Origin of the sequence: Streptomyces violascens (assembly GCF_014649955.1) — a bacterium.
Lineage (GTDB): Bacteria > Actinomycetota > Actinomycetes > Streptomycetales > Streptomycetaceae > Streptomyces > Streptomyces violascens.
In genome coordinates, this window is the sequence record NZ_BMUA01000047.1 from 1 (window position 1) to 25,793 (window position 25,793).

The 25,793-nt window shown below is 70.5% G+C and carries 31 protein-coding genes; 6 read left to right on the forward strand and 25 right to left on the reverse strand.

Annotated elements, in window-relative coordinates; genetic code table 11:
• Positions 1-406: 406 nt before the first annotated feature.
• The 16 genes from IE206_RS40205 to IE206_RS40280 form a co-directional block, all read right to left on the reverse strand.
• A complete protein-coding gene (locus tag IE206_RS40205; protein ID WP_189971385.1) occupies positions 407-625 on the reverse strand; it encodes a hypothetical protein in 219 nt (72 codons plus the stop codon).
• A 9-nt stretch (positions 626-634) separates the two neighbouring features.
• Entirely contained in the window at positions 635-2,173 is a 1,539-nt protein-coding gene (locus tag IE206_RS40210) for a hypothetical protein (protein WP_189971386.1), read from the reverse strand.
• A 135-nt stretch (positions 2,174-2,308) separates the two neighbouring features.
• The gene (locus IE206_RS40215; protein WP_189971388.1) at positions 2,309-2,635 is read right to left on the reverse strand and encodes a hypothetical protein; all 327 of its coding nucleotides are present in this window, start codon (positions 2,633-2,635) and stop codon (positions 2,309-2,311) included.
• Positions 2,632-3,084 carry a hypothetical protein gene (locus IE206_RS40220; RefSeq protein WP_189971390.1) on the reverse strand — a complete coding sequence of 151 codons (453 nt, stop codon included), beginning with the start codon at positions 3,082-3,084 and terminating at the stop codon, positions 2,632-2,634. Before IE206_RS40220 ends, IE206_RS40215 begins: the two co-directional genes overlap by 4 nt.
• A gap of 229 nt (positions 3,085-3,313) precedes the next feature.
• Positions 3,314-4,594, reverse strand: a complete 1,281-nt coding sequence (locus tag IE206_RS40225; protein ID WP_229853375.1) for a phosphoadenosine phosphosulfate reductase domain-containing protein — start codon at positions 4,592-4,594, stop codon at positions 3,314-3,316.
• A gap of 37 nt (positions 4,595-4,631) precedes the next feature.
• A complete protein-coding gene (locus IE206_RS40230) occupies positions 4,632-5,420 on the reverse strand; it encodes a hypothetical protein (protein WP_189971392.1) in 789 nt (262 codons plus the stop codon).
• A gap of 16 nt (positions 5,421-5,436) precedes the next feature.
• Entirely contained in the window at positions 5,437-5,880 is a 444-nt protein-coding gene (locus IE206_RS40235; RefSeq protein WP_189971394.1) for a hypothetical protein, read from the reverse strand.
• Positions 5,881-6,086: 206 nt separating this feature from the next.
• On the reverse strand, positions 6,087-6,626 hold the full coding sequence (locus IE206_RS40240) for a hypothetical protein (protein ID WP_189971396.1): 540 nt from the start codon (positions 6,624-6,626) through the stop codon (positions 6,087-6,089).
• 143 nt (positions 6,627-6,769) lie between these two features.
• Positions 6,770-7,735, reverse strand: a complete 966-nt coding sequence (locus tag IE206_RS40245; protein WP_189971398.1) for an AAA family ATPase — start codon at positions 7,733-7,735, stop codon at positions 6,770-6,772.
• A gap of 163 nt (positions 7,736-7,898) precedes the next feature.
• Positions 7,899-8,600 (reverse strand): hypothetical protein, encoded by a 702-nt coding sequence (locus IE206_RS40250; RefSeq protein ID WP_189971400.1) that lies wholly within the window; start codon positions 8,598-8,600, stop codon positions 7,899-7,901.
• Positions 8,601-8,794: 194 nt separating this feature from the next.
• Positions 8,795-9,178: a hypothetical protein gene (locus IE206_RS40255; protein ID WP_189971402.1), complete on the reverse strand. Its 384-nt coding sequence runs from the start codon at positions 9,176-9,178 to the stop codon at positions 8,795-8,797.
• Positions 9,179-9,286: 108 nt separating this feature from the next.
• On the reverse strand, positions 9,287-10,018 hold the full coding sequence (locus tag IE206_RS40260) for a VWA domain-containing protein (RefSeq protein WP_229853376.1): 732 nt from the start codon (positions 10,016-10,018) through the stop codon (positions 9,287-9,289).
• A 94-nt stretch (positions 10,019-10,112) separates the two neighbouring features.
• On the reverse strand, positions 10,113-10,826 hold the full coding sequence (locus IE206_RS40265) for a DUF6884 domain-containing protein (RefSeq protein WP_189971407.1): 714 nt from the start codon (positions 10,824-10,826) through the stop codon (positions 10,113-10,115).
• Positions 10,823-11,356 (reverse strand): hypothetical protein, encoded by a 534-nt coding sequence (locus IE206_RS40270; protein ID WP_189971409.1) that lies wholly within the window; start codon positions 11,354-11,356, stop codon positions 10,823-10,825. The genes IE206_RS40265 and IE206_RS40270 overlap by 4 nt, the downstream gene beginning before the upstream one ends.
• 227 nt (positions 11,357-11,583) lie before the next feature.
• On the reverse strand, positions 11,584-12,114 hold the full coding sequence (locus IE206_RS40275) for a hypothetical protein (protein WP_189971411.1): 531 nt from the start codon (positions 12,112-12,114) through the stop codon (positions 11,584-11,586).
• Between the two features lie 56 nt (positions 12,115-12,170).
• Entirely contained in the window at positions 12,171-12,566 is a 396-nt protein-coding gene (locus IE206_RS40280) for a hypothetical protein (RefSeq protein ID WP_189971413.1), read from the reverse strand.
• Between the two features lie 179 nt (positions 12,567-12,745).
• On the opposite strand from IE206_RS40280, the gene IE206_RS40285 reads away from it, so the two are divergent.
• From IE206_RS40285 to IE206_RS40310, 6 genes are all read left to right on the forward strand, one after another.
• A complete protein-coding gene (locus tag IE206_RS40285; protein WP_189971415.1) occupies positions 12,746-13,105 on the forward strand; it encodes a hypothetical protein in 360 nt (119 codons plus the stop codon).
• 243 nt (positions 13,106-13,348) lie between these two features.
• The gene (locus IE206_RS40290) at positions 13,349-14,266 is read left to right on the forward strand and encodes a hypothetical protein (RefSeq protein WP_189971418.1); all 918 of its coding nucleotides are present in this window, start codon (positions 13,349-13,351) and stop codon (positions 14,264-14,266) included.
• Between the two features lie 249 nt (positions 14,267-14,515).
• Positions 14,516-15,061, forward strand: coding sequence for a hypothetical protein (locus IE206_RS40295; RefSeq protein ID WP_189971420.1), 546 nt, complete (start codon positions 14,516-14,518; stop codon positions 15,059-15,061).
• A 178-nt stretch (positions 15,062-15,239) separates the two neighbouring features.
• A complete protein-coding gene (locus IE206_RS40300) occupies positions 15,240-16,142 on the forward strand; it encodes a hypothetical protein (protein WP_189971423.1) in 903 nt (300 codons plus the stop codon).
• Between the two features lie 329 nt (positions 16,143-16,471).
• Entirely contained in the window at positions 16,472-17,293 is an 822-nt protein-coding gene (locus IE206_RS40305; protein ID WP_189971425.1) for a hypothetical protein, read from the forward strand.
• Positions 17,294-17,305: 12 nt separating this feature from the next.
• Positions 17,306-17,689, forward strand: coding sequence for a hypothetical protein (locus IE206_RS40310; RefSeq protein ID WP_189971427.1), 384 nt, complete (start codon positions 17,306-17,308; stop codon positions 17,687-17,689).
• Positions 17,690-17,790: 101 nt separating this feature from the next.
• Here IE206_RS40310 and IE206_RS40315 read toward each other — a convergent pair whose 3' ends face one another.
• The 9 genes from IE206_RS40315 to IE206_RS40355 all read right to left on the reverse strand — a co-directional run bounded on the left by IE206_RS40315 (position 17,791) and on the right by IE206_RS40355 (position 25,545).
• Positions 17,791-18,111 (reverse strand): hypothetical protein, encoded by a 321-nt coding sequence (locus IE206_RS40315; protein ID WP_189971429.1) that lies wholly within the window; start codon positions 18,109-18,111, stop codon positions 17,791-17,793.
• Between the two features lie 140 nt (positions 18,112-18,251).
• Positions 18,252-18,545, reverse strand: a complete 294-nt coding sequence (locus IE206_RS40320) for a hypothetical protein (protein ID WP_189971431.1) — start codon at positions 18,543-18,545, stop codon at positions 18,252-18,254.
• 135 nt (positions 18,546-18,680) lie between these two features.
• Positions 18,681-21,137: a hypothetical protein gene (locus IE206_RS40325; RefSeq protein ID WP_189971433.1), complete on the reverse strand. Its 2,457-nt coding sequence runs from the start codon at positions 21,135-21,137 to the stop codon at positions 18,681-18,683.
• 179 nt (positions 21,138-21,316) lie between these two features.
• Positions 21,317-21,838 (reverse strand): hypothetical protein, encoded by a 522-nt coding sequence (locus IE206_RS40330; RefSeq protein ID WP_189971436.1) that lies wholly within the window; start codon positions 21,836-21,838, stop codon positions 21,317-21,319.
• The gene (locus IE206_RS40335; protein ID WP_189971437.1) at positions 21,835-22,851 is read right to left on the reverse strand and encodes a hypothetical protein; all 1,017 of its coding nucleotides are present in this window, start codon (positions 22,849-22,851) and stop codon (positions 21,835-21,837) included. The genes IE206_RS40330 and IE206_RS40335 overlap by 4 nt, the downstream gene beginning before the upstream one ends.
• A 94-nt stretch (positions 22,852-22,945) precedes the next feature.
• Positions 22,946-24,502 carry a DUF2637 domain-containing protein gene (locus tag IE206_RS43010; RefSeq protein WP_229853378.1) on the reverse strand — a complete coding sequence of 519 codons (1,557 nt, stop codon included), beginning with the start codon at positions 24,500-24,502 and terminating at the stop codon, positions 22,946-22,948.
• Positions 24,503-24,713: 211 nt separating this feature from the next.
• Positions 24,714-24,893 carry a hypothetical protein gene (locus IE206_RS40345; protein WP_189971440.1) on the reverse strand — a complete coding sequence of 60 codons (180 nt, stop codon included), beginning with the start codon at positions 24,891-24,893 and terminating at the stop codon, positions 24,714-24,716.
• A complete protein-coding gene (locus IE206_RS40350) occupies positions 24,890-25,408 on the reverse strand; it encodes a hypothetical protein (protein WP_189971442.1) in 519 nt (172 codons plus the stop codon). The genes IE206_RS40345 and IE206_RS40350 overlap by 4 nt, the downstream gene beginning before the upstream one ends.
• Positions 25,408-25,545 (reverse strand): hypothetical protein, encoded by a 138-nt coding sequence (locus tag IE206_RS40355; RefSeq protein WP_189971444.1) that lies wholly within the window; start codon positions 25,543-25,545, stop codon positions 25,408-25,410. The genes IE206_RS40350 and IE206_RS40355 overlap by 1 nt, the downstream gene beginning before the upstream one ends.
• Positions 25,546-25,793: the final 248 nt, after the last annotated feature.

The following is a 25,793-nucleotide window of genomic DNA, read 5'->3' on the forward strand; positions in this document are numbered from 1 at the left end:
GATTTCAGCGCCCAGGTCAGGGGCCTGCCCGCTGAAATCTTCGCTGCGGTCCGACACCGGGCCGTTCAGCTGCCGGGCAGACGGTACTCGCCTCGTCCCCAGCCTGAACGCAGCGCCCCGCCCGGCCCGCCGCGCGCGGCGGGCGCGGCTGGCTCCGCCCAGCGCAGTGCCCCGCCGCCACGGGCTGGCTCTGTTTTACAAGCCGCCAGCCACACCGTCCCCCGAACCCGACCACCCCCCGGATGGACGACGGCATGTCCCATCGGTCCATGCGTCGGCGCCGTGATGGCCGCCGACCTGCTCGTACACCTCGACCTCGAGCTCGGCCAGGTCCACCCCGAAGGACTGCGCGGCTCCCGTGCGCCAGGACTGCACCGCGGCAGGAGCGGGAGTGCACCGCACGCGGTCACCGCGCCAGATAACACCGGCAGGCACCGCCCGGCGGATGGGCGTGGAACAGCTCGTGCTTGGCCGTCCAGTCCACCGGCTGCTCCCCGTCGGCCTGTCGGCTTCCGCACCGGCAGTAACTGCGTTCCACACAAGGGTTGTAGGTGACGTACGGGTGGTCGCGGGCCGTACACCACGCCACCGTCTGCGCGGCCACGCCCATGATGGTGTCCTCCATTGTCTGTTCTCAGGCCGAGGCCAGGGCGGGCACGTGTGCCACGCCCGAGGGCCGGATGACCGGCACGACGCGCGAGCCGCGCCTGACCGGATGGTTCACGAGCGGCCGCACGGGCTCCCACCGAGTCCCGATCAGGCCCGTGATCTCCGTCCATTTGCGGTCGAAGGAGTTCCGGTTCTTGTTGTCGGCGCCGGTTGGTGCAGCCACCAGGTACGCCTCCGCTGCGGGGTAGCCCTCGCCGCGGTTCAGGTAATGCAGGCGCTTGATCATCGAGCGCTCGCCGTGGCGCAGTTGGACGTCGGTCTCACGTCCCCAGCGCATCAAGGTGAAGTCCGCCTCCTGGCGCGGGCCTTCCCACACCGTGCGCACCGACCGCCACGCCGCGCCCTTGACCGGGTTGCCGTGGCAGCCGCTATCGAGGCCGGCGCACCGAGGGGGCAGCTCGGTGCTGGTGTAGAGGGGGGCGACGGTCTTGAACGCAGCGTGGTCGCGGCGGCAGGAGGCGGTCCGCTCGGTGCGGCACCACCAGCGCGGGCGAGTGCACCGGTCCCCGTGGTGGTGGCGGCAGTCCTTCGTCCGGCCGGGCAGGTACAGGCGGCGTACCTCGTACAGGGAGAACGGCGCTTCATCCAGGCGTGCCTCGAACGCGGTGAGTACCGCGTCGTTGCGCTCGTCCTCGGCGAGCTGCTGGTAAAGCGACCGCGTCCCGTACAACGACATGGGCTCGTTCAGCGCCATCGACGCGTACTCCATCATCAGTGCCTCGGCGGCGAGGTCGGGGTGCTGACGCAGCCTCTCCTCGTGCCGGTCCCGAGAGGCGCATACCCCGCTAAAGGGACAGAAAGTGCACGAGCTCTTCTGGATGGGCTCGCCGAGACGCTGCAGGACGTAAGCCTCCACAGCAGACCGGGCCATCCCGGCATCCACCAGTGGGTAACTGGGCTCGCAGATCACCCGCCCGGCCCGCTCGTTCAGCCGGTTCTGGATCTTGGTGTCCTTCTCCATCCGGGAGCGCTCGCCGGCGTGGTAGCCGATCACCCGGCGGAACGGGGCGTGGCCGAACTCGGCGGCCGCCCAGTGATCAAGCACCCAGCCCTTGAAGCGAATTGAGCAGGTCCTGCGACCCGAAGCCATCTGGGGCACGGTGCCGCCGGTCAGCAGCCAGTCCGACAGCCGCCACGGGCCGGCCTGATGGATGCGGCGGGTGGTCCGCGAGTCCTCGAGGACGAGAACCCCGTCAGAGTCGGACCGGCCCATCCTCGCTACCTGAACCACGCGCACCCTGCGGTTGGCGAGGAGCGGGAGCACGAGCCTGTCCACGTACGACAGAGAGCTTGGGAACTCGTTCCCGGTCACCGCATGCAGAACGATCAAATCGGACAGATCGGGTTCGAGTCCGTAGCGCACGGGGTGATCAAGGTACTTGAGCAGAATCGCTGTCGAGTCGGCGCCGAGCCCGTACGACAGCACCGTCATCGGCTTGTCCGGCCGGGAAGCGGAGCCACGGGGCGAAGGCAGGGGGAACAGGGCGGGAGGAGCGGAGGACACGATGTTCCTTTACGGGGGTGGGGGAGGGCGGTGCCGCGAGACGGGGCGCCGACTGCAGGCCCAGCAAGCGCAGGGAGTCACGCAGCTCAGCGGCGTCGGCGAGACGGGGAGGGCCGGCCGGGACGGGGCGTCCGGTCAGCGCTGGCGGGGCAGTTGGCGCTCGATGCCGGCAGCCCAGTTGGTGAAGGCGCGGGGCGCGCAGAAGCCGGCTGCCGCCATCACCGCGTCCAGCCCGGCGGTGGTCACCAGGACCTGCGGGACGTCGGAGCCTGAAGTCAGCGGCGGCCGGAAGCGGAGGGCCCCGGCGACGTCGCGGACGAACCACAGGACGTGGTCGTCGCGCAGGCGCACCCGCAGGTGCGCGGAGTCGTAGACGACCGTGGTGGTGTGGCCGCGCCCAACGCGCCGCCGCCCGGGGGGCGACGGGCGCGGGCCGGGCACCGCGACCGTGCGGCTGTTCACGAGGTGGTGACGTCGCCGGTGAGCAGGTCGACGCGGAGGCGTTCGCCGCCGCACAGGCGCTCGGTGCCGGACAGGTCGGCCAGGAGCCCGCTCACATCGTCGAAGTCCAGGTCGACGTTGCTGCGCGTGCCGTCGAGGTGACGGACCAGACCGGTGGGCTCCCAGAACCAGCCGTTGTCCCACTCACACGTGCCGAAGACGACGCCGACCACCGGCCAGCGTGAGTCGGTCTCCCGGGCCGCGACCACCTCACGGGTGCGGTGGCGCAGCGCGGTGACCAGCTGGCGGCCGTAGTGCGCGCTCTGCCGCTGCACGCAGGCGATCTCGATGTCGTACAACTGCGCGGCGGTCAGGCTGTCCAGGAGCCGGCCGAGCTCGGCGTCCAAGTCCATGGTGCCGACGAGCGGGGCAGGACCGGCGGGAGCAGGACCGGTGGGAGAGGGGGACACGAGCAAGGGGCTGGCCTTTCGAAAGGGGGTAGGGGCGGTGCGTCAGCGGTGTGCGGCGCGGGCGCGCGTACGGCCTTGATCTGCGCCTGGGTGGGCAGGGTCCACTTGTGCCATCCGGCGTCCGTGGTCCACTGCCGCGCATGTCCGCATCGGGGGATGCCGCAATGCCGGCAGGCACTCGGCTCGGTGATCGTCACGGGGCTGGACCTTTCAGTGGTGGGGGTCTGGGTCAGGCTGCGAGGACCAGGCGCTGCAGGTAGGCGGTCGCTGCTTCTTCGCCGAGGTGGTGGCGGATGGCGTCGCCCCGGCGCCAGGTGATCGGGCCCTCGGCGGCCTCCAGACGGGAGGCCTCGGCGACGACCTCTGCGAGGCTGAACTTGTTCTTGAAGCGGTGTCCGAGCCGGTCCTCGAGGTCGACGTACGTCTTCGGGGTCTCAAGGCCCAGCACCCAGCACAGCCGGACGGCGCGCGCCAGGACGTCGAACGGCGCGAGGATGCAGAAGATGCAGCTCAGGCGGGGGATGAGGCTGTCGTACACCGGGTGGTAGTCGAGCGCGTTGTCCGCGATCTCCTGCCAGATGTCCCGCTCGGAGAGGTGGAGTACCGGATGCCATGTCAGCACGAGGCGGCGCCCGTTGCTGGCCCGGTGGTCGATGGCGAGCTCGGGCTTGCGGCGGCGCGAGGGCGACTCCTCGGCCCGGATGCCCAGGCAGTTGACGAGCAGCGCCTGCTCGTCAAGGCCGAGTTCCTCGACGATCTGGGTGAAGAACTTGGCGGCCTCGTCCCGCTTCAGGGTCGAGGTGCACAGCCGGTTCTGCGCGTCCGGCCACATGCCGCGCTTCTCGACCATGCCGAGGAAGCCGACGGGCGCCTTGACCACCACGAACCGCAGCCCGTACCGCTCGGCCTGCTGCCGGGCAAGATCGCGAACCCCCGGCCATTCCGCGTCCTGGCCGATATCGGCGTGAACCACCACGACCTTGTCCAGGCAGCCGGCGGCCTTCGCCCACCGCACTACGCGGGCCAGTGCCACGACGCTGTCCTTGCCAGCCGATGACTGAACGAGCAGCGCCGAGGCAGCACGGATCAACTCCATGGGCATAGCGGCGAGTTCGGACAGCAGCGCGACCTCGGCCGCGAGCCGGGTGCCCTTGCGGCGGGGCTGCCCCGCGCGGGTCAGCGTCCAGGTGCGGGCGAGTTCCTCGCCCAGACGCGCATCGGCCCGCTCGCTGGCGGAAAAGGCGCGGCGCCACCGGATCGCGGCCGTCTCGACCTGCGCGGCGCGTGTCTCGTACGTGCTCTCGGCGTCGGCCAGTGCCTTCACCGCGTCGTCGAGGTCGCAGCCGGGGCCGGTATGCACCACGAGTCGGTGCTGGCGGCATGCGGCGGCTGCCTCTTTGCGGCGCAGCCGGGCCCGGTGCTCTGCCCGTTCAGCGGCGCGGCAGGTGCTTTCGGCGGAGGCCGAGAGGCGGATGAGGTTGAGTAGATGAAGACGGGTGGTCAAGTCCATGGCGGCAGGTCCCCCGGGGTTGAACTGGCGGTGGGCGTCAGGCGGCGAAAGCCGCGTCGTCCCGGTCGGTGAGCCAGGCGGTGAGAGCGGCCGCCAGGCGGACGCTCTCCTCCTTCACGCCGAGGCCGTTGGGCAGGTGCTTCTCGACGGCTCCGTCTGCGGAGTAGGTGATCAGTGCGGTCCACGGCTTGTCGTGCATCCAGGACGGGTGCCGGGCGCTGTAGGTCCAGTGGCCGGGGTTCCAGACCTCCCGGAAGAAGCGCGCCTCCAGGTCCCCGAGCCGGTAGACGACGCGGGTATCGCCGACGCTGTCGCTCTCCACCGCAACGGTGATCCCCTGCGCTGCGAACGCGGCGACCAGGTAGTCGCTCGCCGGGGTGGTGTCGACCTCGGGCAGACCGACCAGGCGGCGGCCCAGGTTGGAGATGTAGGTGAACTGCTCCTGGTCCTCGCCCTGTTCGCCGCGCCGGGACAGGCGGCACACGAGGCCCTCGCGGAGCAGCGAGGTGAGGATCTGCTGCTGTACGGGCCTTTCGATGCGGCCGGGCTCGCTCGAGGTCAGGACGCTGAGCAGGGCGTCGGCCTTGCCGACACTGAGCAACGCGAAGCGGCCGGCTGCGGTGAGCACGTGGCGGGCCCGCAGGGGGTCGTCATCGGTTGCCGGGGCGAACTGGAGCCAGCCGCGCTCGCGCATCAGGTCCAGCGACCGGTGGGGCACCCCCAGCGGCATCAGGCGGTCATCGGCGCGCAGCGCCGCGAAGAGCCAGGTGCGCTGACGGGCGGTCGGCGCCGGGGCGTTGGGGCCAGCGGCCAAGGAAGTGGGCATCTCGGATCTCCGGCGGTCAGCGGTACAGGGCGACGCGCAGGTCTTCGCCGGGCTCGGCGCGGTCGAGCGCGTCGAGGGCTTCTTCCACGCAGTCGTTGAAGTCGTGGAGTTCGGTGCGCGGGCCGTAGTGGAGGGTCGCGCCGTAGCTGACCCAGTCGTTGTCGAAGTCCTTCTCGAACGTCACCGCGTCCGGCAGCGGCGTGCCCTGGTCGGTGAAGTACGCCTGCAGCAGGGGGCGCAGGGCGGCGACGTCGTCCGGGTGCGCGGAGGGGGGCACACGGTCGGCGATGCGGTGGCCGTTGCGCTGGCGGCCGCACCCCTCGCACAGTTCACGGCCGGCGGTGTTGTCGAAGAGGCAGTCACAGCCCTTGCACTGCCAGAGAAGGCCGGCCGCGCGGAAGACCTCGCGGACGACCTCACCCTGCTGCTCGTTCGCTGCCCGGAGTGCCTTCTCGATCACGGTGTCGGAAATGGGTGTCTTCCCTGGGGTCGCGTACGAGCAGCAGCCGGAGTCACTACCTTGGGACCCTTCTAAGTTTACTCAAAGGTTGCCCATCAGGCAACCTAAAAGGGTCATTAATGATGTGGTGATCTCCGGGATGGAGCCCCTGAGGGCGTCGCGGCCTGGGGGTTGCCTGCGAGGGGTGCCCTCGTGGGGAGGGGTGGTCAGCCGGCGTTGAGGGTCTCGCCGGGCCGCAGGAAGCGCCCCGTGTCGGCGAAGTGCTGGCGGGAGACGGACGATTCGGTGTCGTAGTCGCCGAACTCCCCGAAGGAGGTGTCGCACCCGCAGGTGCACGGGGGCATGGTCTGGCCCAGTCCGCTGCGGGTGAGGTGGCAGCCACCGCACTGGACCTCGGCGCCGGGGTTCTCGAACGCGCAAGCGCAGAGCCAAGGGGCGCACTCGTCGCACAGACCACCGTCCTCGGCCTGGTCCTCGGTGAGCGCGACATTGCAGCCGTTGCACCATCCGGCGGGCCAGGCGAAGCCGAGGTTCGCCAGGCCCGACGTGATCTCCATGTGCGTGTCGGCGCCGGACTTGTTCTGGTCGGCGATGTGGACGAGCACGAGGCGGGTCGCGGCCACCGGGTTGGGGACGCGGGAGCTGCGGGCCGCGTGGCCGGCCAGGAAGATCAGAGCGCGCGCGGCGTGATCGTGGAGCGCGGCGGCGGCGCGGGAGACGAGCGGGGTGCGCACGGAGAGGGGCAAGGGTGCTCCAGAGGTCGGGGTCGCGTCGGTATGCGGCCTAGCCGGGTGGTGTGCACGGGACCTCCAGAGGTGAAGCGGACGGAGAGCGGCGGTGGTTGGCGCCCGGCGCCGTGGCGGCCGCAGGTGCGGCCGCCACGCCGGCGTCATGAGGCGTGGGCGTCCTGCACGGCGGTGGCCTGCAGAAAACGGCCGCGCTGGGTGATGTAGTCGTCCAGGCGGACGAGGGTCACTCCGTCGTCGTCGGTGATCAGGACGTCTTCCAGGAAGCGGGCGCGAACGGTGTCCCGGAGCTGGCCGAGTGCGGCATGGGTCACCTCGGGGTGGGATGCCTGCGCGATCAGTTCCGTGACCGGCACCGGTGGGGTGGGCGGCTCGCCGTCGTCCAGCCAGTCCCGTACGCGGGCGGAGAACTCGGCCCCGGGTTTGGAGACGACCGCGCCGGACAGGTCCGCGGAGAGTGCCTTGAGCACGACGAGCGTGTTGTCGGAGTCCATCGCGCCGACGAAGTTGAACTCGTACTCGGCGCCATCGCGGTGCTCGGGCTTGCCGCCGAACCGGCGCATCGCGTGGCCGCCCAGCTCGTCGGCCTCCAGGTGGTACTCGGTCTTCGAGCGCAGCGTCGCGATGACGTGGCCGGGGTAGGCGAACAGGGCGTCCCACATGCGGCGTTCACGCGGGCGGACCTCGTTCCAGCCGGACTTGTTGCCGCTGGAGCCGCGCTTGGTGGCGTCATCGACCTGTTCGAGGACGCCGCCGTGGCCGGACCAGAACAGTGTGTACGGGTCGACGATCACCGTCGCGTAGCCCTGGGCCGCGCATTCGGCCAGGGCCGCGATGAGCGCCTCCGGCGAGCAGTACGTCAGGGGCGGGCAGACGTCGAAGTCGAACCGGTCGGCGTACTTCGCGGCGTGTCCGTGGACCGCCTCGATGACCGCGGTGGTGGAGCCGAGTGAGGAGGCCATCTCCAGCGCGGTGTACGTCTTGCCCGATCCGCTGGGCCCCATCAGCGCGATGCGTCCCGGGAGCCGGGTCTTGACCGCGGGGCCGAACGGGAACTGCGGGTGGGGCGGGCGTGCGGTGGGACTGGGAGTTTCCTGTGGCTGCGTCATGGTGTCCGTCAAGAGCCCTCCGGGAGCACCTCGGTGGATTCAGGGGCCGGCCCGACGGGGTCCAGGACGGGGCGCGAAGGCGCCCCGGAGGCCGGAGCCGACTCCCTTTGGCGCTATTAATTTTACCACAGGTACATTATAAAATGGCAGGTCAGTAGCTCTTTCACTCCTCTCTGGAGGGCTTTTCCTCGCCGTTTTGGCCCGCTTCCTTGGCGGCCTGCCGGGCGTAGTAGTTGGTCCCGGGCAGGACTCGGTAGGGCTCGCCAGCGGGGGTGTAGCCATCCGGCGGGATGGTGCGGCTGGCGTATCGCTCAGCTTTCCGGTCTGCAGCCCCGTCCTTCCACGCTTCCAGGGTCTCCACGAACCAGTAGGGGCGCTCGAGCTCGTCGATCCCGTCGGGTTCGGGCGCGCGGCCGTGGGTCTTGGAGCTGGTGAAGCTGTTCTCCGAGCCGAAGCCCGCCACCTGCCAGGCATGCGGCACGTAGTACCGGTAACGGCCTCCGGTCTGCGGATCCACCTTGAGGGGCTTCTCGCCGGAGCCCGGGGCCGGCTGCTCCACGCGGCGGGGGTCGATGGTCGGGCTGGCCGGCGTCCACTTGCCCTTCCCCGCGCGCCGGTACATGAGGCTCTCGTCCTCGTTCATGTAGCCGACGGCCTTGAGGAAGGCGACGACCACCTTGCGGGGGTAGCGCGGCGCATCGTCGTCCGCCTCCGGCACGCTGACCTCCATGGCCTGGGCGACCATGCGCAGCGGCGGCTCCCCGCCGGTCTTGCGGGACGTGTGCCACTTCTGTGCGGCTGTCCGGCCCACGCCGGCTAGCCGCGCGATCTCGCTCAGGTTGAGCAGTTCGTCTTTGCGGGCCATCTCGGCTCCTTGTCGCTAAAAAGTAAATTTACGGCCGATGGTACGGCAAGTTTTCAGGGTCGGCTGCTGGGCGGTACGGCGATGCGACGCTGCGGGAGCGCCGAAGGCCCCGGGATCGGAATCCCAGGGCCAAAGGGCGGATGAGCTGAAGGGTTCGGAGGGAGGAGAGCGAGGAGCCGGGGCCGGTCGCGTAGTCAGCGGAAGGTGAGGTCGTCGCAGCCGCAGCCGGTGTGCCGGCAGGGCAGTCGCCCGCCTTTGGTCAGGCGGGGGGCGTGGGTGGCGGCCGAGTGCGTGCACGCGCACGGGGTGCCCAGTGTGGCCCCGACGGCCTCGCGCCGCCGGCATCGCTCGGCGAGCGCCGCGGTGATGTCGCGTTCGGCCTGCGCCTCGGCGAGCGCGGCCTGCAGAGCGGCGGCGTCCAGGACGCCCTTCATCTCTGTGGTGTCGATCCGAGCCAGCGCCCGCGCCAGGTCCGGGTCCGCGCCGGTCCGGGCGACCAGCACCTGCAGGGCCGCGGCGAGTGCGCCGGCGGCCCGGGAGGCTGCGCTGTAGGACGCGTGGAGTGTCGAGTTGCTCATCGGTGTGTCCAGTTCATCGATCGGGCGCGGACCGCGGACGCGCGTTTCGCTGAGGAGGAGGGGGCGGCGGGCCGGCCGCGCAACGGCGGCCGGCGTTCCCGTCGCGGATCAGTGCCGGACCGGCTGGCGGGCGATGAGCCAGGGGACGAACTCGTGGGTGATGCCGTCGTAGAGCTCCTCGTCGGTGATGTGCTCGGGCTCGTCGGCCTGGAACCGCGAGACGTGGTCGTCCTTGAGCCCGAGGTCGTTGAGGGTGTGCAGGAAGTCGACCTTCTTGCCGAAGGCGACGAAGGCGATGAACGCCTCGGTACCCTCGCCCTCGCCCTCCCCGACGATCTCGCGCAGGAGGGCGATCACATCGGCCCGGTCGTCCGGGTTGCCGTCGGTCTGGAAGACGATCAGCGCGGGCAAGGTCTCCCCGGACTGGCGGTGCTGCTCCAGGACGGCCCGGATGGCCGTCGCGTAGTTGGTGCGGCCCATGTGTCCGAGGCGCTGGTGGGCGGCCTCGATCCGGCCGGCGTAGTCGTCCACGCTGACCGTGAACTCGCAGTCGACGTCGGTGGAGAAGAACGTCACCGGCACCGAGCCGTCGGAATCCAGGTTCCGCGCCAGGCCCAGGATCCGCTCGGCGAGGTACTGGACGGTGCCGTCGCTGTAGTACGGGCGCATGGACCCCGAGCGGTCCAGGACGAGATAGACCGCCGCCCGCTGCCCGGACAGCCCGAACTTCCGCAAGCTGTGCGCGGCCTTGCCGGTCAGCCCCTCCATCGTCGAACGGACCGGCGCAGTGGCCGGGGAGGCGGCGGTGGAGGAGGAACCGGGGAAGAGCTTCTTGAACATGAGCATTCCTGTCGTCGAGCCATAGGGCCGTGGAGTTGATCAGGACACGGTGCGCGGAGCAGCCTGTGGACAGAGCCCGGCCGCCCGTCGGCACCTACGGGCAGGGGAGACCGCTGCGGCGGGAGGGCCGGTACAGGTCGGCGAAGAAGGCCAGCTGCTGCCCGATCCCCAGGCCGCGGAGCGGGTGTTCCAGCGTGGGCCAGATCGTGGCGGCGAGGTCCGCGTAGGACCGGCCGGCGAAGACCGTCACCCGCGCGGCGCTCACGCCGAGGAAGCGCGCCTGGCGGGCCAGCACGTAAGCGGACACCGTGCCGTTCTGCCCGGCGCGCAGGTCGTAGTGCAGGATCCGGTCCTCATCGCGCAGCAGCCCGAACTTCGCGGACAACGTCAGGACCTGCGCCGAGCCGTCCGCAGCCGCGGCCGCCGCGGCCTTGCGGGCCGCGACGTGGTACGGGCCCACGTACATCTCACCGGCCGGGGCGGCAGGCGCCTCGGCCTTGCCCATCGAGCAGGGCACGAGCAGGACCTGGGGCAACGGCTCGCGCCGGGCCCGGCTGCGGCCGGCCCTGGTGATCCTGTAGGACGGCGCGCGCGTCAGCGGACCGAACCGCGGGTCCAGGCACGCGCCGAGCGCCTCGATGAGGCCCAGCTCGGCGAGCTGACGGGCCTCGTTGGCGGGAAGGCACGCTGGAATGTGCCCCTCGCCGTGCACAGCGGCGGCATGAAGCCCCGCGCGCTGGGACGCGCTGAGCTGGCTGGCTCGGGCCGCCGCGGGCCGCGAACGGGACGCAGTGGAGGGGCGGTTCACTGGCGGCGCCCTTCGTCGATCAGCGCGAGCGGCATGGGCAGGCCGTAGTGGTGGGCCAGCGACTCGATCGCGTGCTGGTGGCTGTCGTAGCCGCGCCCCACCTCGGCTCCCGACGCGTCGGTGACGATCAGCGTCGACGTCGGAGAAGCGCCGTGCGAGGCGAGGACGAGCGCGCCGGACGCGGTCTGGGCCACGTACCCGTCGAACGTCACCTCGCTGCGGAAGGCGCCGAGCGGGCCGACGCGGCGCAGCCGCGCGGTGCACCGCGGCTCGTCAGGAACCACCGCTGCCGCGGACACGCAGTACCGGTTGCGGCGCATCGCGGTGAACTCCACCGAGCCAAGGGCGACTTCGATGGTGTCGAGCACCGCGTCCCACCGGCGGCGCGCGGCCGTGCCGGCCCTCAGCAGGGTGAGGCTGCCGTTCTGTATCCAGATGACCTGGACGCGCCAGAAGTCGGCGCTGACGCCGTAGCCGGTCGATGCGGCCTCGCCGGCGTCCAGGTCGGGCAGGTCGGTGCGCTCGGCCAAGAGCGTACGGGCGAGACGGATGTCCCACCGCTGGGCGCGGGCGATCGGCGTGTACGGATGGGCGGCGGGCCGGGCGTGGGCAGACGGGGGCAGGGTCTCCTCCAGAGACAGCGGGCCGGGAGGCGCAGTTGGCGTCGCTCGGCGGCCGTGCGGCCGTCACCCGACAGGCGGGCCACACCACTGATGACCCATTTAAGGTAAGGAATGGATTGCTCATATGTCAAGTTTTAAGGGTCGCTCGGGGTGTGGGGCAGCGCGTCTTCCGTCGTCGGCCGGTCGACGTCGACCACCGCGACCTCCCACAGAGTGGCGCTCGCGTTCTTGGCCCCGGCGCCTTCGGGTGGCCGCGTTGAGGCTGCCGCCTCGCGCAGCCAGTACAGGTGGCAGCGGACGTCGTCGGCGCTCAGCTCCCCGGCGCCCTCCAGGCCCTCGATCTCATAGAAATGCGCGACCAGGCGCCCGCCCGGCCGCTCCGGCACCCGCCGGGGCGGCAGGCTGCGGACCGGCAGGCCCTCCTCGCCGATCGTGCGCCGGGACACCTCACGGACATGCTCGGTCAGCGCGACCCGCGACACCCAGGGCCGCTCCCGCGCGAGCCGCGCATGCTCCCGAGCCAGACCGGGGGAGTCGAGGCGGTGGCTGGTGTACTCGTGGACCTCGGTGTCGCCCGACCGGCGGTAGACCGACACCGTCCACATCACCCGCCGCTCCGTACGCGAGGAGTCCTCCGGCGCGGCCGGGATCCGGATCCAGTCCATGGGTGAGCGCCTCCTCGTGCGGTGCGCAACGGCGGAACTCGCCGGGGCGGCGGCCATCAGGCCGTCACCTTGCGGACCGGCGTGACGGGAACCCGAGTTCCGCCGAGGCCGGATTCCCTGGCGGGCGGAGCCTGCTCGGGGGCGACGCACCAGGAGCACCGCACCTGCCGCTCGGAGGTGCAGGGCTGCTCGAAGACCGGGGAGCGGGTCAGCCGGGTGCAGTTCCCGCAGGTGAACCAGCCCAGCCTGTTCAGGCCCTGCTCGGTGATCGCGTAGCGGCCGGTCGCGCTCGACCGGGTCGCATACTCTCGCTCCACGAGCGTGTTCAGCACGCGGGCCGTGTACGCGACGGAGTGCAGCCGCCAGGCGCAGTCAGGGCTCCAGGTGCCGCTGCTGAGGCGGGCGAGCGCACTGAGAGCGGTGAGCTGATGATGGCCGAGCGGGCGGGTCAATGGGCCTCCAGGCTGTCGAACTTCCGGTGATGCGCGGGCTGGTGCGGGGCGGCCCACCCATCGTGATGACCCTATTAGATTGACACATAAATCCAATGTGGGTAAAGTTAATAGGGTCAACGGGTGGTTCGACACCGAAAGCACCGCTCGGCGGTACCCAACTACGACAAGGGGCAACGGTGGCCACGCACGCCGCGAACACCAAGGACGCGCACAGCACCAACGACCACGACTTCACAGCCGACGTCGTGGGCCTGCACACTACGGACCGCTCGCCATGCCCCCTCAGTGGAGAGGCGGAGCACCGCCACCACCGGGGACGGCCGCTCAACCCGGACTGTGCCGCCCTCGGCGGCCGCAATGGGTACGGCTTCCAGTGCACTTGCGGAGCCCTCCGCCCCTCCGGCAGCAAACTCGCCGCCATCGAGGACAAGGCCCGCCACCTCGCCCTCCACCGCGGTGACCTTCTGGTCCACCGCATCGTCCGCGCCAGCGACGGCCCCTCGGTGATCCAGGAGATTCACGCTCTCCATCACTGAACACCCGCGCACCGACCGGCCAGTCACCTGACGAGCGGGTCGCCCTCCGCCCGCTGGCCTTGAACGGAGTCACCGCGCCGAGCGCAACGTGGGCTACGCCTACGGGCTGCCGCTTCTCGGCGAGCCGATCCAGGGCGACAGCTAGCTCGGCATCGTCTTCCACTTCCTGACCTGAGCGCATCCGCCGGGGCTGCGGGACAGTGCCGCAGCCCTGGCTCCCGAAACACAGCAAGAGGGAGTCCCGTGACCACCCCATACACCGTCGACGACAGCAGCCTGACCGTTGCCCTCAACGAGGCCCACGAACGCATCAAGCGCGCCGAGGAGCGCCTGACCCGCATCGCGTGTGCGCACATCGCCGCAGCCGTCCGCGACATCCTCACCGACCACCACCCCGACCCGGACGCACCGTTCGATGCCGCCCACCTGCGCCTGATCCTCCTCCCTCTCGGTACGGTCGAAGCCGACGGCACGTACTGGACCACCACCGGCGAGGCGCGCCGCCTCTCGATTCCCGCCGCAGGCTACGGCGCGGGCGATGTGAACGGCTGGGCTCACCAACTGAACGACTACAACCGCGACATCTGGATGCCCCTGTGCCAGAGCGACACCGCCCCTGACGGAACGATCGCCTACCGGCTCGACCTGGCCCAAGCCGTCGCCCTTCCCCCCGAAATCCAGAACATGCCGCGGATGGCCGAGATCCGCGACCGTCTCACCGCCGCCGCCCGCAACCCCTGGTACATCGACCCGTACGCATGGGACCGCCACGGCGCACTCGTCGCAGACGACGACCCCGCCGCCACGCACACCGACTTCCACATCATGGACGCCGAAGGCCTGCGGGTGGCCGAAGTCTCGGTTAACCACGAACCCGGCGACAGCGACGACCCCACCGCAGATCTGGCCGTCTCCCGGGCCTCCGCCGAATTCATCGCCCAGGCCCCCCAGGACCTGGCCTATGTGATGGCCTACCTGGAACACCTGGGCGGAGGCGAGGACGCCGCGCTCCCGCACCTGCACAGCGCATGCGGACACTGTGGCACCCAGCTCTATACCTCCGCCGTGTCCGAGACCCCGACCGCGCTGGACGGCAGTACCCGGTGCGGGAACAGGTCTACCTGGCTCGGCCTCCCCCGTCAGCACCTCCCGCGCCCCTGACTCCCTGCTCAAGGCAGTGGAAGGTATCGCCGCGGCACACATCGGGCACATGGGGAACCACTCGAGCCCGCCCCTGCGCTGCCGTTCCACTGACACCAGCAACTGAACGCCGGCCCCGACTGCGTACGCCGAGACGTTCATGGACGGCAGCGGCGACCTACGCCCTCGGCGGGGGCACTGTCCACAGGCCACCTGGCGGACAGTCGTCTCGCCGCCCGCGCCCACCAACTCCCCTTCCCGTAGCAGAAAGTGAGCCCCGACCCGATGTTCCCCGCCACTCGACCGGTCGCGATCACCGCCACCGCTGTCTCCGCCGCAATCCTGCTGACGGCCTGCACCTCCAGCACGCCCAAGCCCCCGCCGCTGGAGCACGGCACCGTAAAGAAGAAGGACCACGACGAGGCGCGGCCCTCCACACCGGTCTACGAAGACCGCTACCGCGAGACGAACTGCCGCAACGTCACCACCAACGCGCTGGCCCTCACTGGCATAAGCCGGCCCTCAACCGGCGGACGCTCGACCACCAGCGGGGGCGGAGGGGGCGGCTCGAAGGTGAAGCCCGGCACTCCGAACAAGCTGGACAAGGGCAACTCAAGCGGATCCAACGGCAGCACGAGCGGGGGCAAGTCCAGCTCACGCCGGGTCTGCGACCGCCAGTACCTCGGGCGCGTGCAGACCGGGGTGAACACGCACCCGGAGGTCTGGAAGGTTCAGATCGTCAAGGGCAAGCGCTCCAACTGGAAGGAAGTCAGCGAGACGACGTGGCGCAAGATCAAGATCGGCGACCGCATCTGATCCAGCCCGCGACGCCACGGCCATGCGTCGGCCGCGGTCCACAGGGGAGGGCGTCGGCGCCGGGCTCTGTCCACAGGCGCCCTGGCACACCGTGATCGTGTCCTGCTCTTTACCAGGACGCCGTGGGCCCGCATCACGCGCTCGCCCTGCGGCAGGCATCCCGTGAAAGGCCCGTCCCATGGCAGCCACGTCCACGACCGCAACCTGGATACTCACCCTCGTCGGCAACATCGCGTGCCTGCTCCTCGGTGTCCAGATGCTCCGGTTCTGGATAGCCAAGGACTGGCCACGTATGTGCACGGCCCTGATCGGGGCCATGACACTGCTGACCCTGGTGTCCAACCCGAGCCTCCCCATGGAGCTGGCGGCCAGGCTGCGGGCAACCGTCGCCAAGAACTTCGACGCCGACCCCGCCCCTGTGGACCACGGCACGACCACGCCGGACGGAACGGGGCACACTGACAGCACACCGTGGGGGACGATCGCGATCGTCGCCGGCACCATCGCGGCACTCATCGCGCTCCTGCTCATCGCCAGCGCTCTCGCCGCAGTGCTGCGCCGCCGACGCGAGCGTACGCAAGCGCAGTCGCGGCGTGACGGCGAACTCTCCCAGAGACGAGCCGAGTTGGAGACTCGGCACGACGCGGTGCGGGAGGCGTACGGCGACTTCGAAATGAACCTCCTGGACAACCTCCACCGACTGGCCCTGGCCGACGTGAACGTCCTCCAGACCGCCCGCCTCATCGACGCCCTCGACGCCGCGCGCGATGCCCGCATCTCCACCGCCCCCGAAACCCTCGACACATACCGCAAGACCGTCACCGCCCTCGAAGCCGCCTTCAAGAGCGCCGACCACCACGCCCGAACAACCGGCGCCCGCTACCTCCCGCCCGCCGAACGCCGCAACATCGAACAGGCCCAAGCCGCCTTGGCCGTCGCCCTCGACGAGCGCGGCTACGCCCCCCAGCGCCAGATCGCCCTGCGCCGCGCACTGACCCTGATCGAGAGCGTCATCCCCGTCCCCCAGGAAGCCATCGCCGCCCTGGAGATGAACACCCGCCCCGCGCTCGATAAGAACTGAACCGCACCACGCTGCTGTCGGACCCGGCTGATACAAGGAACTGCGAGGCCAGCGGCCCATGCAGCGCCGCGGACACCGCCCGACCCGCCGCCACATCACCGTGAGGGGAACCGACACCGTGCCGCCCACGCACCGCCCACCTCGTCCGACCCGGGCCACAGACCTGCCGCGCGTCGAGCAGGAAATCACCACCCTCGGGCTGCACGCCTGCGCCAGGAGTGCTCGCGCAGGAAGTCGCGGATGACCAACGACCCGCCTCCCGAACGACCAGGCAGCCGCGCTGCCGCACGAGTCGCTGGCCGCCCCACGCACCGACGTAAGGACTCCCCGTGAGTTACATCCGCTTTCAGGACCTCCACGGCTTTGCCCAGCTCAACGGACGCGAGCGCCCCCACCTCCACAACCTGATACACGACCACGCCCGAAGGGTCCTCTTCGACTCCCCGAACTCCGGAGACCGGGCCTACGCGCTGTTCGACCTGCTGCCCGACAACCACGCACTGCGGGAAATCCGGCTCGGCGGCCAGGTGAGTCCGTACCGGTGGCTGGGCATGTACGCCCGTTCGCTGTACAACATCATCTTCGATGACCCGGTCGTCGACTACCGAGGCCACCAGGTCCGACCTCTGACCCTGCTCCTCAACACCGCGATGGACAGCGGAACGGAGCCGCTGCGCCTCGCGGCCCGCCTGATGGGCCAGTGCGAGGTCAACACCTGGGTCGACGGTCCCCACCGCCGCTGGCTCGCCGACGTGATCACCCAGGGCCTGGCATCGGGCGACTTCCGCCCGGAATGCGGCTGGCACGACGTACAGCGCCTTCTGCTCGAACGCGACGACCACCCCGTCGTCGTCTCCTGGAGCGACCCCTTCCCCACCTGGTGGACCGCCAGCCTGCAGACACCCGCCGGCGACGTCCTGGACGACGAGGAGGCCGAGCAGATGTGGGAGGCGCTCCCCGCGGCCGAGCAGTGGACGCACGGCCTGCAGGCGCTGCGCACCCGCACGGCAGAGCTCCTGGAGATGACCCCCGACTGGGCCGGCTACCGGTTCGGCTCGACCGTGAGTCTGGGCGACCTGCTGGCCCCGGACCACACCCGCCGCCTGGACCAGGCCTTCGAACTGACCAGCCCCCGCCCGCACACCCCCTGAGAGGAGCCACACGTGGACGCAAGCGTCTACCTCGACCGCACCGCCCTCAAGGACGCGGTCCTCAACCTGCTCATCCCGTCAGGTGGGCCCGAGCCCCACCCGACGGTCTTCGCCACCGGAACCGAAATCAACGGTGAGGCCGCCAATCCGTCGAGCCTGAGCCGGGTCTACCAGTACGTGGATCAGCGCGCCGAGTACGCCCACCTCGATGCCGAGGACGACGGCGAGGATCTCCAGGACGAACTCGCTGAACTCTTCGGCGCCGACACCGACGAAGACGGCGGTGCGCTCGTCGAGAAGGCCGATCCCGAGGCCGATCGGGAGATTGCCCACGAGATCATCAAGGCCCTTGCCGCCGCCTACCCGCTGCCGGCGGCCGTGCGCGAAGCGCTCTGAACCCCGCGGCCGTGCGGTGCATGCCGTGGCCGACCTAAAACGCCGATGAGGCCCGACCGTTGCGGTCGGGCCTCATCGCGTTCCGCCTCGTGTGCCGGGAGCTACCGGATGGTGCGGGCATGCTGCAGGGCCTCGTTGAGCTTTTGCGCGAGCTGGGTAGCGAGGATCGCCGCCTCGCCCAGGAGCCGGCCGGCTTCTTTGTTCGGCTCGCTGCCGGGGTCGCGAGAGGTCGTGCGGTAGGCCGCGGCCGACTGCAGGATCACCGGACCGGCGTGGCCCGCGATCTTCTGCAGGAGCTCCACCGACTCAGTCACCTGGCGAGGGTCCTCGTAGGCCGCCTTGCCGTTCTGCACCTCCTTCTCGAGGTCACGCATCGCCTCGTGGGCGTAGCGGGCGCGGTAGGTCGGAACGACTCGGGCCACAGCGGAGTTTCCTTTCCTCGGGGAGCCCCAGTGTCGGACCTGGTCCGCTGGCGGCGGAGCAATTCCGGCCATCCGACAACACAAAAGGGGGTGGTGATGCGGGGAGTTCCCTGCATCACCACCCCCTCATTCCAGGCGGCTTACGGCCGGGGCCCGGTCCTGCGCTGGCTGTAAAGGGTCGCCAGGCGTAGCACCGACATCGTCAGCACGATGACGGCGATGGAGCCGAGCAGGCCCCACTCCCGGTACAGGACGTACCAGAACAGTGCGACCGATCCCAGGACCAGCGCGACCAGGGCGATGGCCCCCAGCGCGATCGGCGCCAGGACGGCGACCAGGTGGCGCACGTCTCGCGCGATCTCCCGCAACGAGTCGGTCTTGCCGGTTGGCTGCCCGTTCTCCGGCCGGTCGCCCGGCAGTTGCTCATCCGGCATGCGTGGCCTCCCCACGGCCCGCCGGGACGGCGGGCCGTCCGCGCCCGGTCGCTCCGGCCCGGAGCGGGGTAGTGGTGCGCACCTTCATCATCTGCTCCTTCTGATCGGCAGCCCGTAGTGGAGGGCGGCAGGGGTTCACGGGAGTTCCTTGATGGCCTGCTCGATTGCCACCCGCTTGTAGACGGTGATCTTGCGTTGCGGGTCACCCACCGAGGGGACCCGCTCGGTGGTGAGCGTGATGCCGTGTTCCTTGAGGCGCCGGGCGATCTCCTTGCCCTGTTCCCGGCGCCGAGCTCCGGCATCGGCCATGTGGTCCCAGCGGGACCACGCCTTCTCGTCCTCCTCGCGAAGGCGGGCAACGACGTCCTCGACCGGGACGTAGCCGAGGTAGCCGGAGGATGTCGCCTCCATGGCGTACTGGATCGAGGCCAGGATCGAGGGGAGCGGCCGCACGTCCGGGTCGGTGCTGCACAGCGCGAGCAGGGCTGCGAGGTTGAGCCCTGCCTCGGCGCAGTCCGCGGCGATGCTGGGCAGCCCGGCGGCGCCCCGCTCCGCGCCGAGCCGCGCCGCGGTGTCGACGGTGACCTCCCGGAACTTGTAGCGCACGGGACGGTCGGGCATCTGTGGCAGGCCCTTGGCGTAGATGACGCCGGCGTCGCGCAGGTCGCTGGGGGACACCGCCGGGGTCAGCCGGTCGGCCCGGTAGCCCTCGGCCAGGGCGCCCGCGCCGAGCAGTGCGGTCACGTCGTCGCCGCGGCAGGCGCCGAGCAGCCGGGCGGCGACCTTCGGGCCGATCGGAGCGCCGAGGTAGTCGGAGGTGCCGAACTGGGAGCCGGCGTAGACCCAGATGGCTTCCTTACGGCCGACCAGCAGGAGCTCGATCAGCAGCTTCTTGGCCTCGTCCGACAGCTTGGGCCACTCGTCGACGAACAGGCACACGGCCGGGTGTTCGCGGCTGGGCTTCCAGGTGTTGCCCATCCGGTACTTGTGGCGCATCCGGGCGCGGGACTTGGCCAGTCCCAGGAAGAACCGGAGCACGGCGATGATCTGCTCGTCGCTGTGCGCGCTCGCGGTGATCGCCTCGCCGAGGTCGGCGACGCCGGAGCCGTAGGGGTCGATGTTGAAGGTCACCGCGTCGTAGCAGGCGGTGGTGACCTCCGCCATGGCCAGCATGATCCCCGATTTGGCGGCGCCGGAGTCGCCCACCATGAGCAGCATGAGCCCGGCGAGCGAGTAGGCGAGCGGGGAGGTGTCCATCACCAGGCCGAAGTCGGCGACGTCGTTGATCGACCTCGACAGCGGCGGCCGGTAGGGGAGTTCGCCGAGGGTCGCGAACGGATTGCGCTGGACGAGACGGACGGTGCAGGTGTCGCCCGGGTCTTCCCACGGCTCGACCTGGACGCCGCTGCCGCGCGGCAGGCGCAGCCGCGTGATCAGCCCCTTGTGGGTGTTGTTCGCGCTGATGTCGTCGGGTGAGCCGGAGCGGACCCTGACGGTCAGCTGCCACCCCCACGGGAAGTTCACGCCGTCGCCGACCCAGCCGACGTCGACGCCCTCGGTGCGCAGCGCGCGCCACAGGCAGTCGGCTGCCGCCTGAGCGGTGGTGGCCAGGGCGATCGGGTACGGCTGGGCATCCGCGGCGGGCGCGGTCCCCTCCAGGGGCCGCCCGCCGGGGACTGCCGCCGTCGCAGCGCCAGGTGCGGCCGCGGCCGCCGATTCCACGGCCGGGGCTTCGCTGCCCGTGGCCGGTCCGGCGAGGCTGTCGGCGGGAGCTGACGGTGCATCCGCCGTGCCGGGCGCGGGGTCCCATCCGGGAGCGACCGGCAGTGGAGCGTCGCTCTCAGCTGCCTCTGCCTCCTCGTCCTCGGAGGTCTCCGATTCGCCGGCGGCGGCCTCGAGGGCGGCGGCGACGTCCGCGTCGGGGTCGAACGTCAACGCAGGGGTCTTCGCGGTCCACGTCCAGGGCCAGCGCCCCATCGCCCAGACCCAGGCTGTGCCTGCGAGGGTGATGAACACCGAGACCCTGGTGGCAACTTCCGGCGCCTGCCAGGCCAGCACGCCGGCTACGCCCGCGGCGATCAGGGCGTTGGTGCGGCGGGACTGGGCTCGCTCGCGGCGGACCGCGCCCAGGCGTTGGGCGGTGGGGACCCGGGGGGTGAACTCCTGGTCCGCGAGGTCGTCCAGGGTGCCCTGGATCTTGTCGGCGGCCTTCCATGTCTGGGGTGTCTGCTGCTCGGCGGTGCGCGCCGTGTTCAGCTGCTGCGTGGCGATGGTCGTGCGGGCCTTGATCCGCTCGTTGAAGTCCTTGTGCTGGCGGTTGAGGAGCATCGTCAGGAGCTGCTCGTCGGTCAGGTCCTCGGCGCTCCACCAGCGGCCGAGCTGGTGGTGCACGACGTGGCTGAGGCCGTCTTTCCACGCCTGCAATCCGGTGGGGCTCTCCTGCTCCGTGGCGGGGCCGGCGTCCTGCTCTGCTGTGTCGGTGGCGGCCGGGCCATCGACGTCTTCCACCGCGTGGGTGGAGGGCCCGGGAGCGTGCGCGGACACGTCGGTGTCGCGGCTGGGGTCGGGGTGTTTGGTGAGATCCACAGCCACGGTGCGGCCTTTCGCAGAGCAGGAAGCGGGGGAGGGCGAAGTGATGTGTCTGATCGTGTTTTCGCAGGTCAGAGACAGGGCGGGTGATCGGCCGGCGATCCGCCGGGGCTGATCGGCCAGGCGTATCGGGACCGATCGTCGGCGGATCACCGGCCGATCGCCGGCGGATCGGATCCGGGTTAGCCGGTGAGGCCTCCCAGGACCTGGCCGACGCTGCCGCCGGTGGTGGAGATGGCGCCCGACAGGGTGCCGAAGATGCCGCCGGCGGCGCCGAGGCAGACGCCGACGAGAGCCCCGACGAAGAACCAGTTTTTGCCGTCCTTCTTGTCGGAGGCCCAGGCCGCGGCATTCCACGCGACGATCACCGCGCCGGTGAGGAAGGATCCGACGCTGCTCTTCTCGCCGCCGCTGGTCTTCGGTGCGGCCGGGGCGCCGGCACCGGGAACACCTCCGCCGGTGCCGGAGAGGATGCCGCCGCCGGTGCTGGCAGCCCAGCCGGCCGTGGCTCCGATGGTGCCGAGGATGCCGCCCCCCAGACCCAGCAGAATTCCGGCGCAAATGCCCCAAAGGAACGACCCGCGACCGGAGGTCTTGCCGCCCTTCCAGAGGCGGATCACATAGACCAGGATCAGGAGGCCGACCAGGGTGGCCCCGGCGCCGAATCCAGCGGCTCCCGCTCCTCCTGCAGCAAGGGTGTTCACGCGATATGTCCGTTCATGAGGTAGAGGGCGTACGTGCCGACCGGCCCGTACATGACTGAGCCGCAGACCATCGACGAGGTGACGATGCGCAGCGTGAATCCCGGCTTCTGCCGGGCTTTCAGGCGGCTGGCGAACCGCACCACCACGACGCAGGTCGGGGCCAGTGCGGCCGCGGCCGCCCAGCCCAGCGACCAGCCGGAACTGACCTGCAGGGACTGCGGGATGGACGCGTACATGCCGGCCAGGGAGTAGCCGCCGACGACCGTCCCGACGCCCGGCAAAGTGGGTGGAAGCGGGACGAGTGCGATGCCCAGCGGGATGCCGTACAGGCGGATGCGCCTCCACCGCAGCCGATTCCTGTCCTCCACTGGGTCTTCGCTGGGCACGTACGGGCGGGCGAACCGGTCGGCCAGCGCGCGCACTTCGTCCACCAGCGGAGCGAAGCCCTGGCGCACCTCCTTGGCCACCGTGTCCTGGTCACCGGACTCGCCGACGGGCTCCTTCACGAGCGGCTCCGGATCCACGCGGGCCTCGGTAGGCTCGCCGCGACTGTGCTCCCGCCCGGGTGCGTCATCGACCGGGGCCAGATCATGGCTCTGACCTGTGTATTCGTCGCCATCCGAGTCCTGCGGCTCCTCCGGCGGTGCGAGGGACGCCGGAGTGGGCCAGGGGTTGCTCGGGTCCGTCTGCTTCGTCCACCAGTCCTCGCCCCGTCCTTCGCGCACTGGCCGGCGCGGCTCGGGTGCCGGGGACGGCCGGGGCTGCGCGGGAAGGGCCGGAGCCGTGGTCGGAAGGGGCGGAGCCCCCTCGGGTACGGCCTGCGCCGACGGCATCTGAGGTGCGGGGGCCGGCAGTTCAGCGGGCAGCGGGACGTGGAACGGGTCGGACTTTTCGTCGGCGGTGGTCACGATTCCTCCCTCCTCGGAGGCTCCCGTGATCCGCTCGCCCTCCAGGGCGAGTTGGATCAGCATGCGGATGAAGTGCTCGTTGTGATCGGCGTCTTCGCAGGTCATCGGCCCTGCCCGGTGGTGCGCACGCGCCACCTCGAGGCCGGGCGCCGGACTCGGCCCCGGGCCTGTCCGGCTGGGAGCGTCCTTGCTGACCGGCTCAGTCATCGGCGGGGCCCCGGCTCTTGCGGGCCTCCTTGAGGACCTTGGTCACCCAGGCCGGCGACCGGTTGAGGCTCTCCGCGAACTCCTTCTGCTGCAGGGCAGGGTTCTTCTTCTTGGCCTCGAACCACGCGGCCGCGGCCGCGGCCCGCTCGGCTTGCTCCGGGCTGGGGGCGCCAACGGAGGCGTGAACCGACGTCGGCGGCAGCGTCTGCATCTTCGCGGCGTGCACGTTCGGGGTGCGGCGTGAATTCACGGTACGGCCGTTCACGCCGTCCTGTTCACGCTTGTCGTCGTCCGCGTTCACGGTCTCGTCCGGCACCGGATTCACGGTGCCCAACGGGGCGTTCACGCCCCCCGATTCACAGTCGGCCGCGCTGTTCACGGTCAGCTTCACGGACCTATTCACGCTCCAGTGCCGGCGATTCACGGCCATCGGTTCACGCGTGAATTCACGGGGCTTCACGATCGGCGTGAACCAGTTCACGGTGCCTGTGAGCAGCCGATTCACGGAGTTCACGCAGTTCACGGTGAGGCCGTTCACGGCGGGTGTGAACGGTTTCATGCGTGAATCGGCCCCGCTCGCCGACTGGTTCACGGGCAGCCGTGAACTGCCGTGCCGTGAACCGTTCACGGGGGCATCGGCCGGCGCGTGAACCGGCGAGTTCACACTCGAGCCGCCGCCCGGATTCACGGTGCCAAGTTCACGCTCGGCCGCCGAGTTCACGGTTACCGTCCACTGCGTCGGCGCCTCCCCGTCGCCGGAGTTCACGTCGGCGCCGGCCCTCACGTTCACGGCCTGGACGGAAACGTTCATGCTGGGAACGTCCGGCAGGACATCGTCCGCGGCGGAAGTGATCGCGAGCGCGTCGGCGACGTGGGTCTCCAGCAGGTTCCCCTCCAGTGACGGCGAAGGGGCCGACACCAGGTCGCGGCCGGCGCTGAGCGGGACGCCGTAGCGGGTGAGTTGCAGCGGCAGCCGGGCCTCGACCGGAGCCTTGCGGCGCCAGGCGCGACCGAACCGGCTCCGCAGGCGGGCCTGGTAGACCAGGCGCTCCTGCTCGAGTGTGATGACCCTCTCGTAGGAGCGCAGCTCCCATAGCTTCATCCGCCGCCACAGCTTGAACGTGGGAAGCGGCGAGAGCAGCCACCGGATCAGCCGGACCGGCTCGATATGACGGCCGGCGGTGATGTTCGCCAGCCGCCCGACTGCGTGCCGGGCGGCTTCGACCGTCACGACGAACAGGACCGGGATCACCGCGTGCATGCCGACTCCCAGAGGGTCGGGCCAGGCTGCGGCACCGTTGAACGCGATCGTTGCGCCGGTGAGCAGCCAAGCGGTCTGCCGCAGCATGGGAAACGGCATCCGAAGCCAGGTCAGCAGCAGATCGAGAGAGAGCAGGACGAGGATGCCCGAGTCGACCCCGAGCGGGAACACATGGGCAAAGGCGCCGAAGCCCTTGCGGATCGCAAGGTCGCGGACCGCCGCGTACGAGCCGGCGAACCCGATCCCGGCGATCACCACCGCGCCGCCGACCACGACACCGACGATCACGCGCTGCGCTTTGTTGAGCGGCGGCCGGTCCTCCTCGTCGGCCGAGGCCGGCGAGGACGTCGTAGGGGGAGTGCTTGAGGTGGTCACCGTACTTCTCCTGTGCGAGGCGGCTCCGAGGGGCGGAGACGCGGGGGACAACGGGGGTCTGCCGTCCCCTGCGGGTTACTGAGGGGCGGCGCCTGCGCCCTGGGGGTGGCGGTCGGAGTAGGGGTCAGGGGGAAGCGGCGTGGGCACGAGGCGTCAGGGGCCCCGCCCGGCGCATCTGCTTGAAGGCGGTCGCCCGGTCGGCGGCGCCGCGGTCGTAGTCCTGTCGGCACCGGTCGACCGTGGCGGGCTCGGCCAGGATCTGGTTCTCGCGGGGCTGCGTGGCCCGGGGCGTGGTCTGCGTCACCGCGTACCTCCAGGGGAGGCCATGGCGGTGATGTGCACGGTTGAGGTCCCGCAGTGCCCGCGGGCTTCCAGGTACTCACCGAAGTCCTGCAGGCCCGGCGCGTTGATTGCCCTGGCAAGGGAGTCGATCAGCGGGTTGGGTAACGGGCGCCCGATGTGGACGGCCACGTCGGCCTCCAACGGCGCCACGTCGATGATCATGTCAAAGAGGCCGGCGACCAGGTCGTCGTCGGCGAGTCCACCGAGTTCGGGTCGAGCAGGAGGGACGGCGACTGGAACCATGACGGTCAGCAAGCCGGCCAGCACGCCCCGCATCTCCCGGAGCTCCATGGCGAGTTGGTCCACCGTCATGTGCGACAGGTCGAGCTTGATCACGCGGCGCAGCACGTCGCGCGCAACCTCGGCCGCCCTTACCTGGTGTTCGGCCGGACTCAGGTTGCCGAGGCGACTGTGAGTCATGCCCGCGAACTCGGCCAGGCTCGGGTGTACGGGCTCGAAGGGGGCGGGCGCGGACATCAGCGGGCCCCCTTCGCGGCCGCCGTCTTGGCAGCCAGAGTCAGGTTGGACAGGTACGCCCCCGCGACCTCGGCTGCGCGAGCACGCGTATCGGTGTCCACCGCGGCGGCGATCGTCTTGGAGTGAGCGGAGCTCATCGCTCCTAACTGGACGGTGGTGATAGCGGAGCGATCACTAATGTGGGACATAGTTCGGACTCCTCGGTGAGTGAGGTGTTCGGATGAGGCCCTGGCGGGAGTGGCGACTCCCCAGAGGGGCCGAGGGCGGCCCTGGCCGGGTGTAACTCCCGACCAGGGCCGTTGTGTTGGCCAGCCGGCCAAGGCCGCGGCACAGGCACGGTGTGCCGGGCCTTGGTCGTCTGGACTGTTCAATCCCGCCCGGTCAA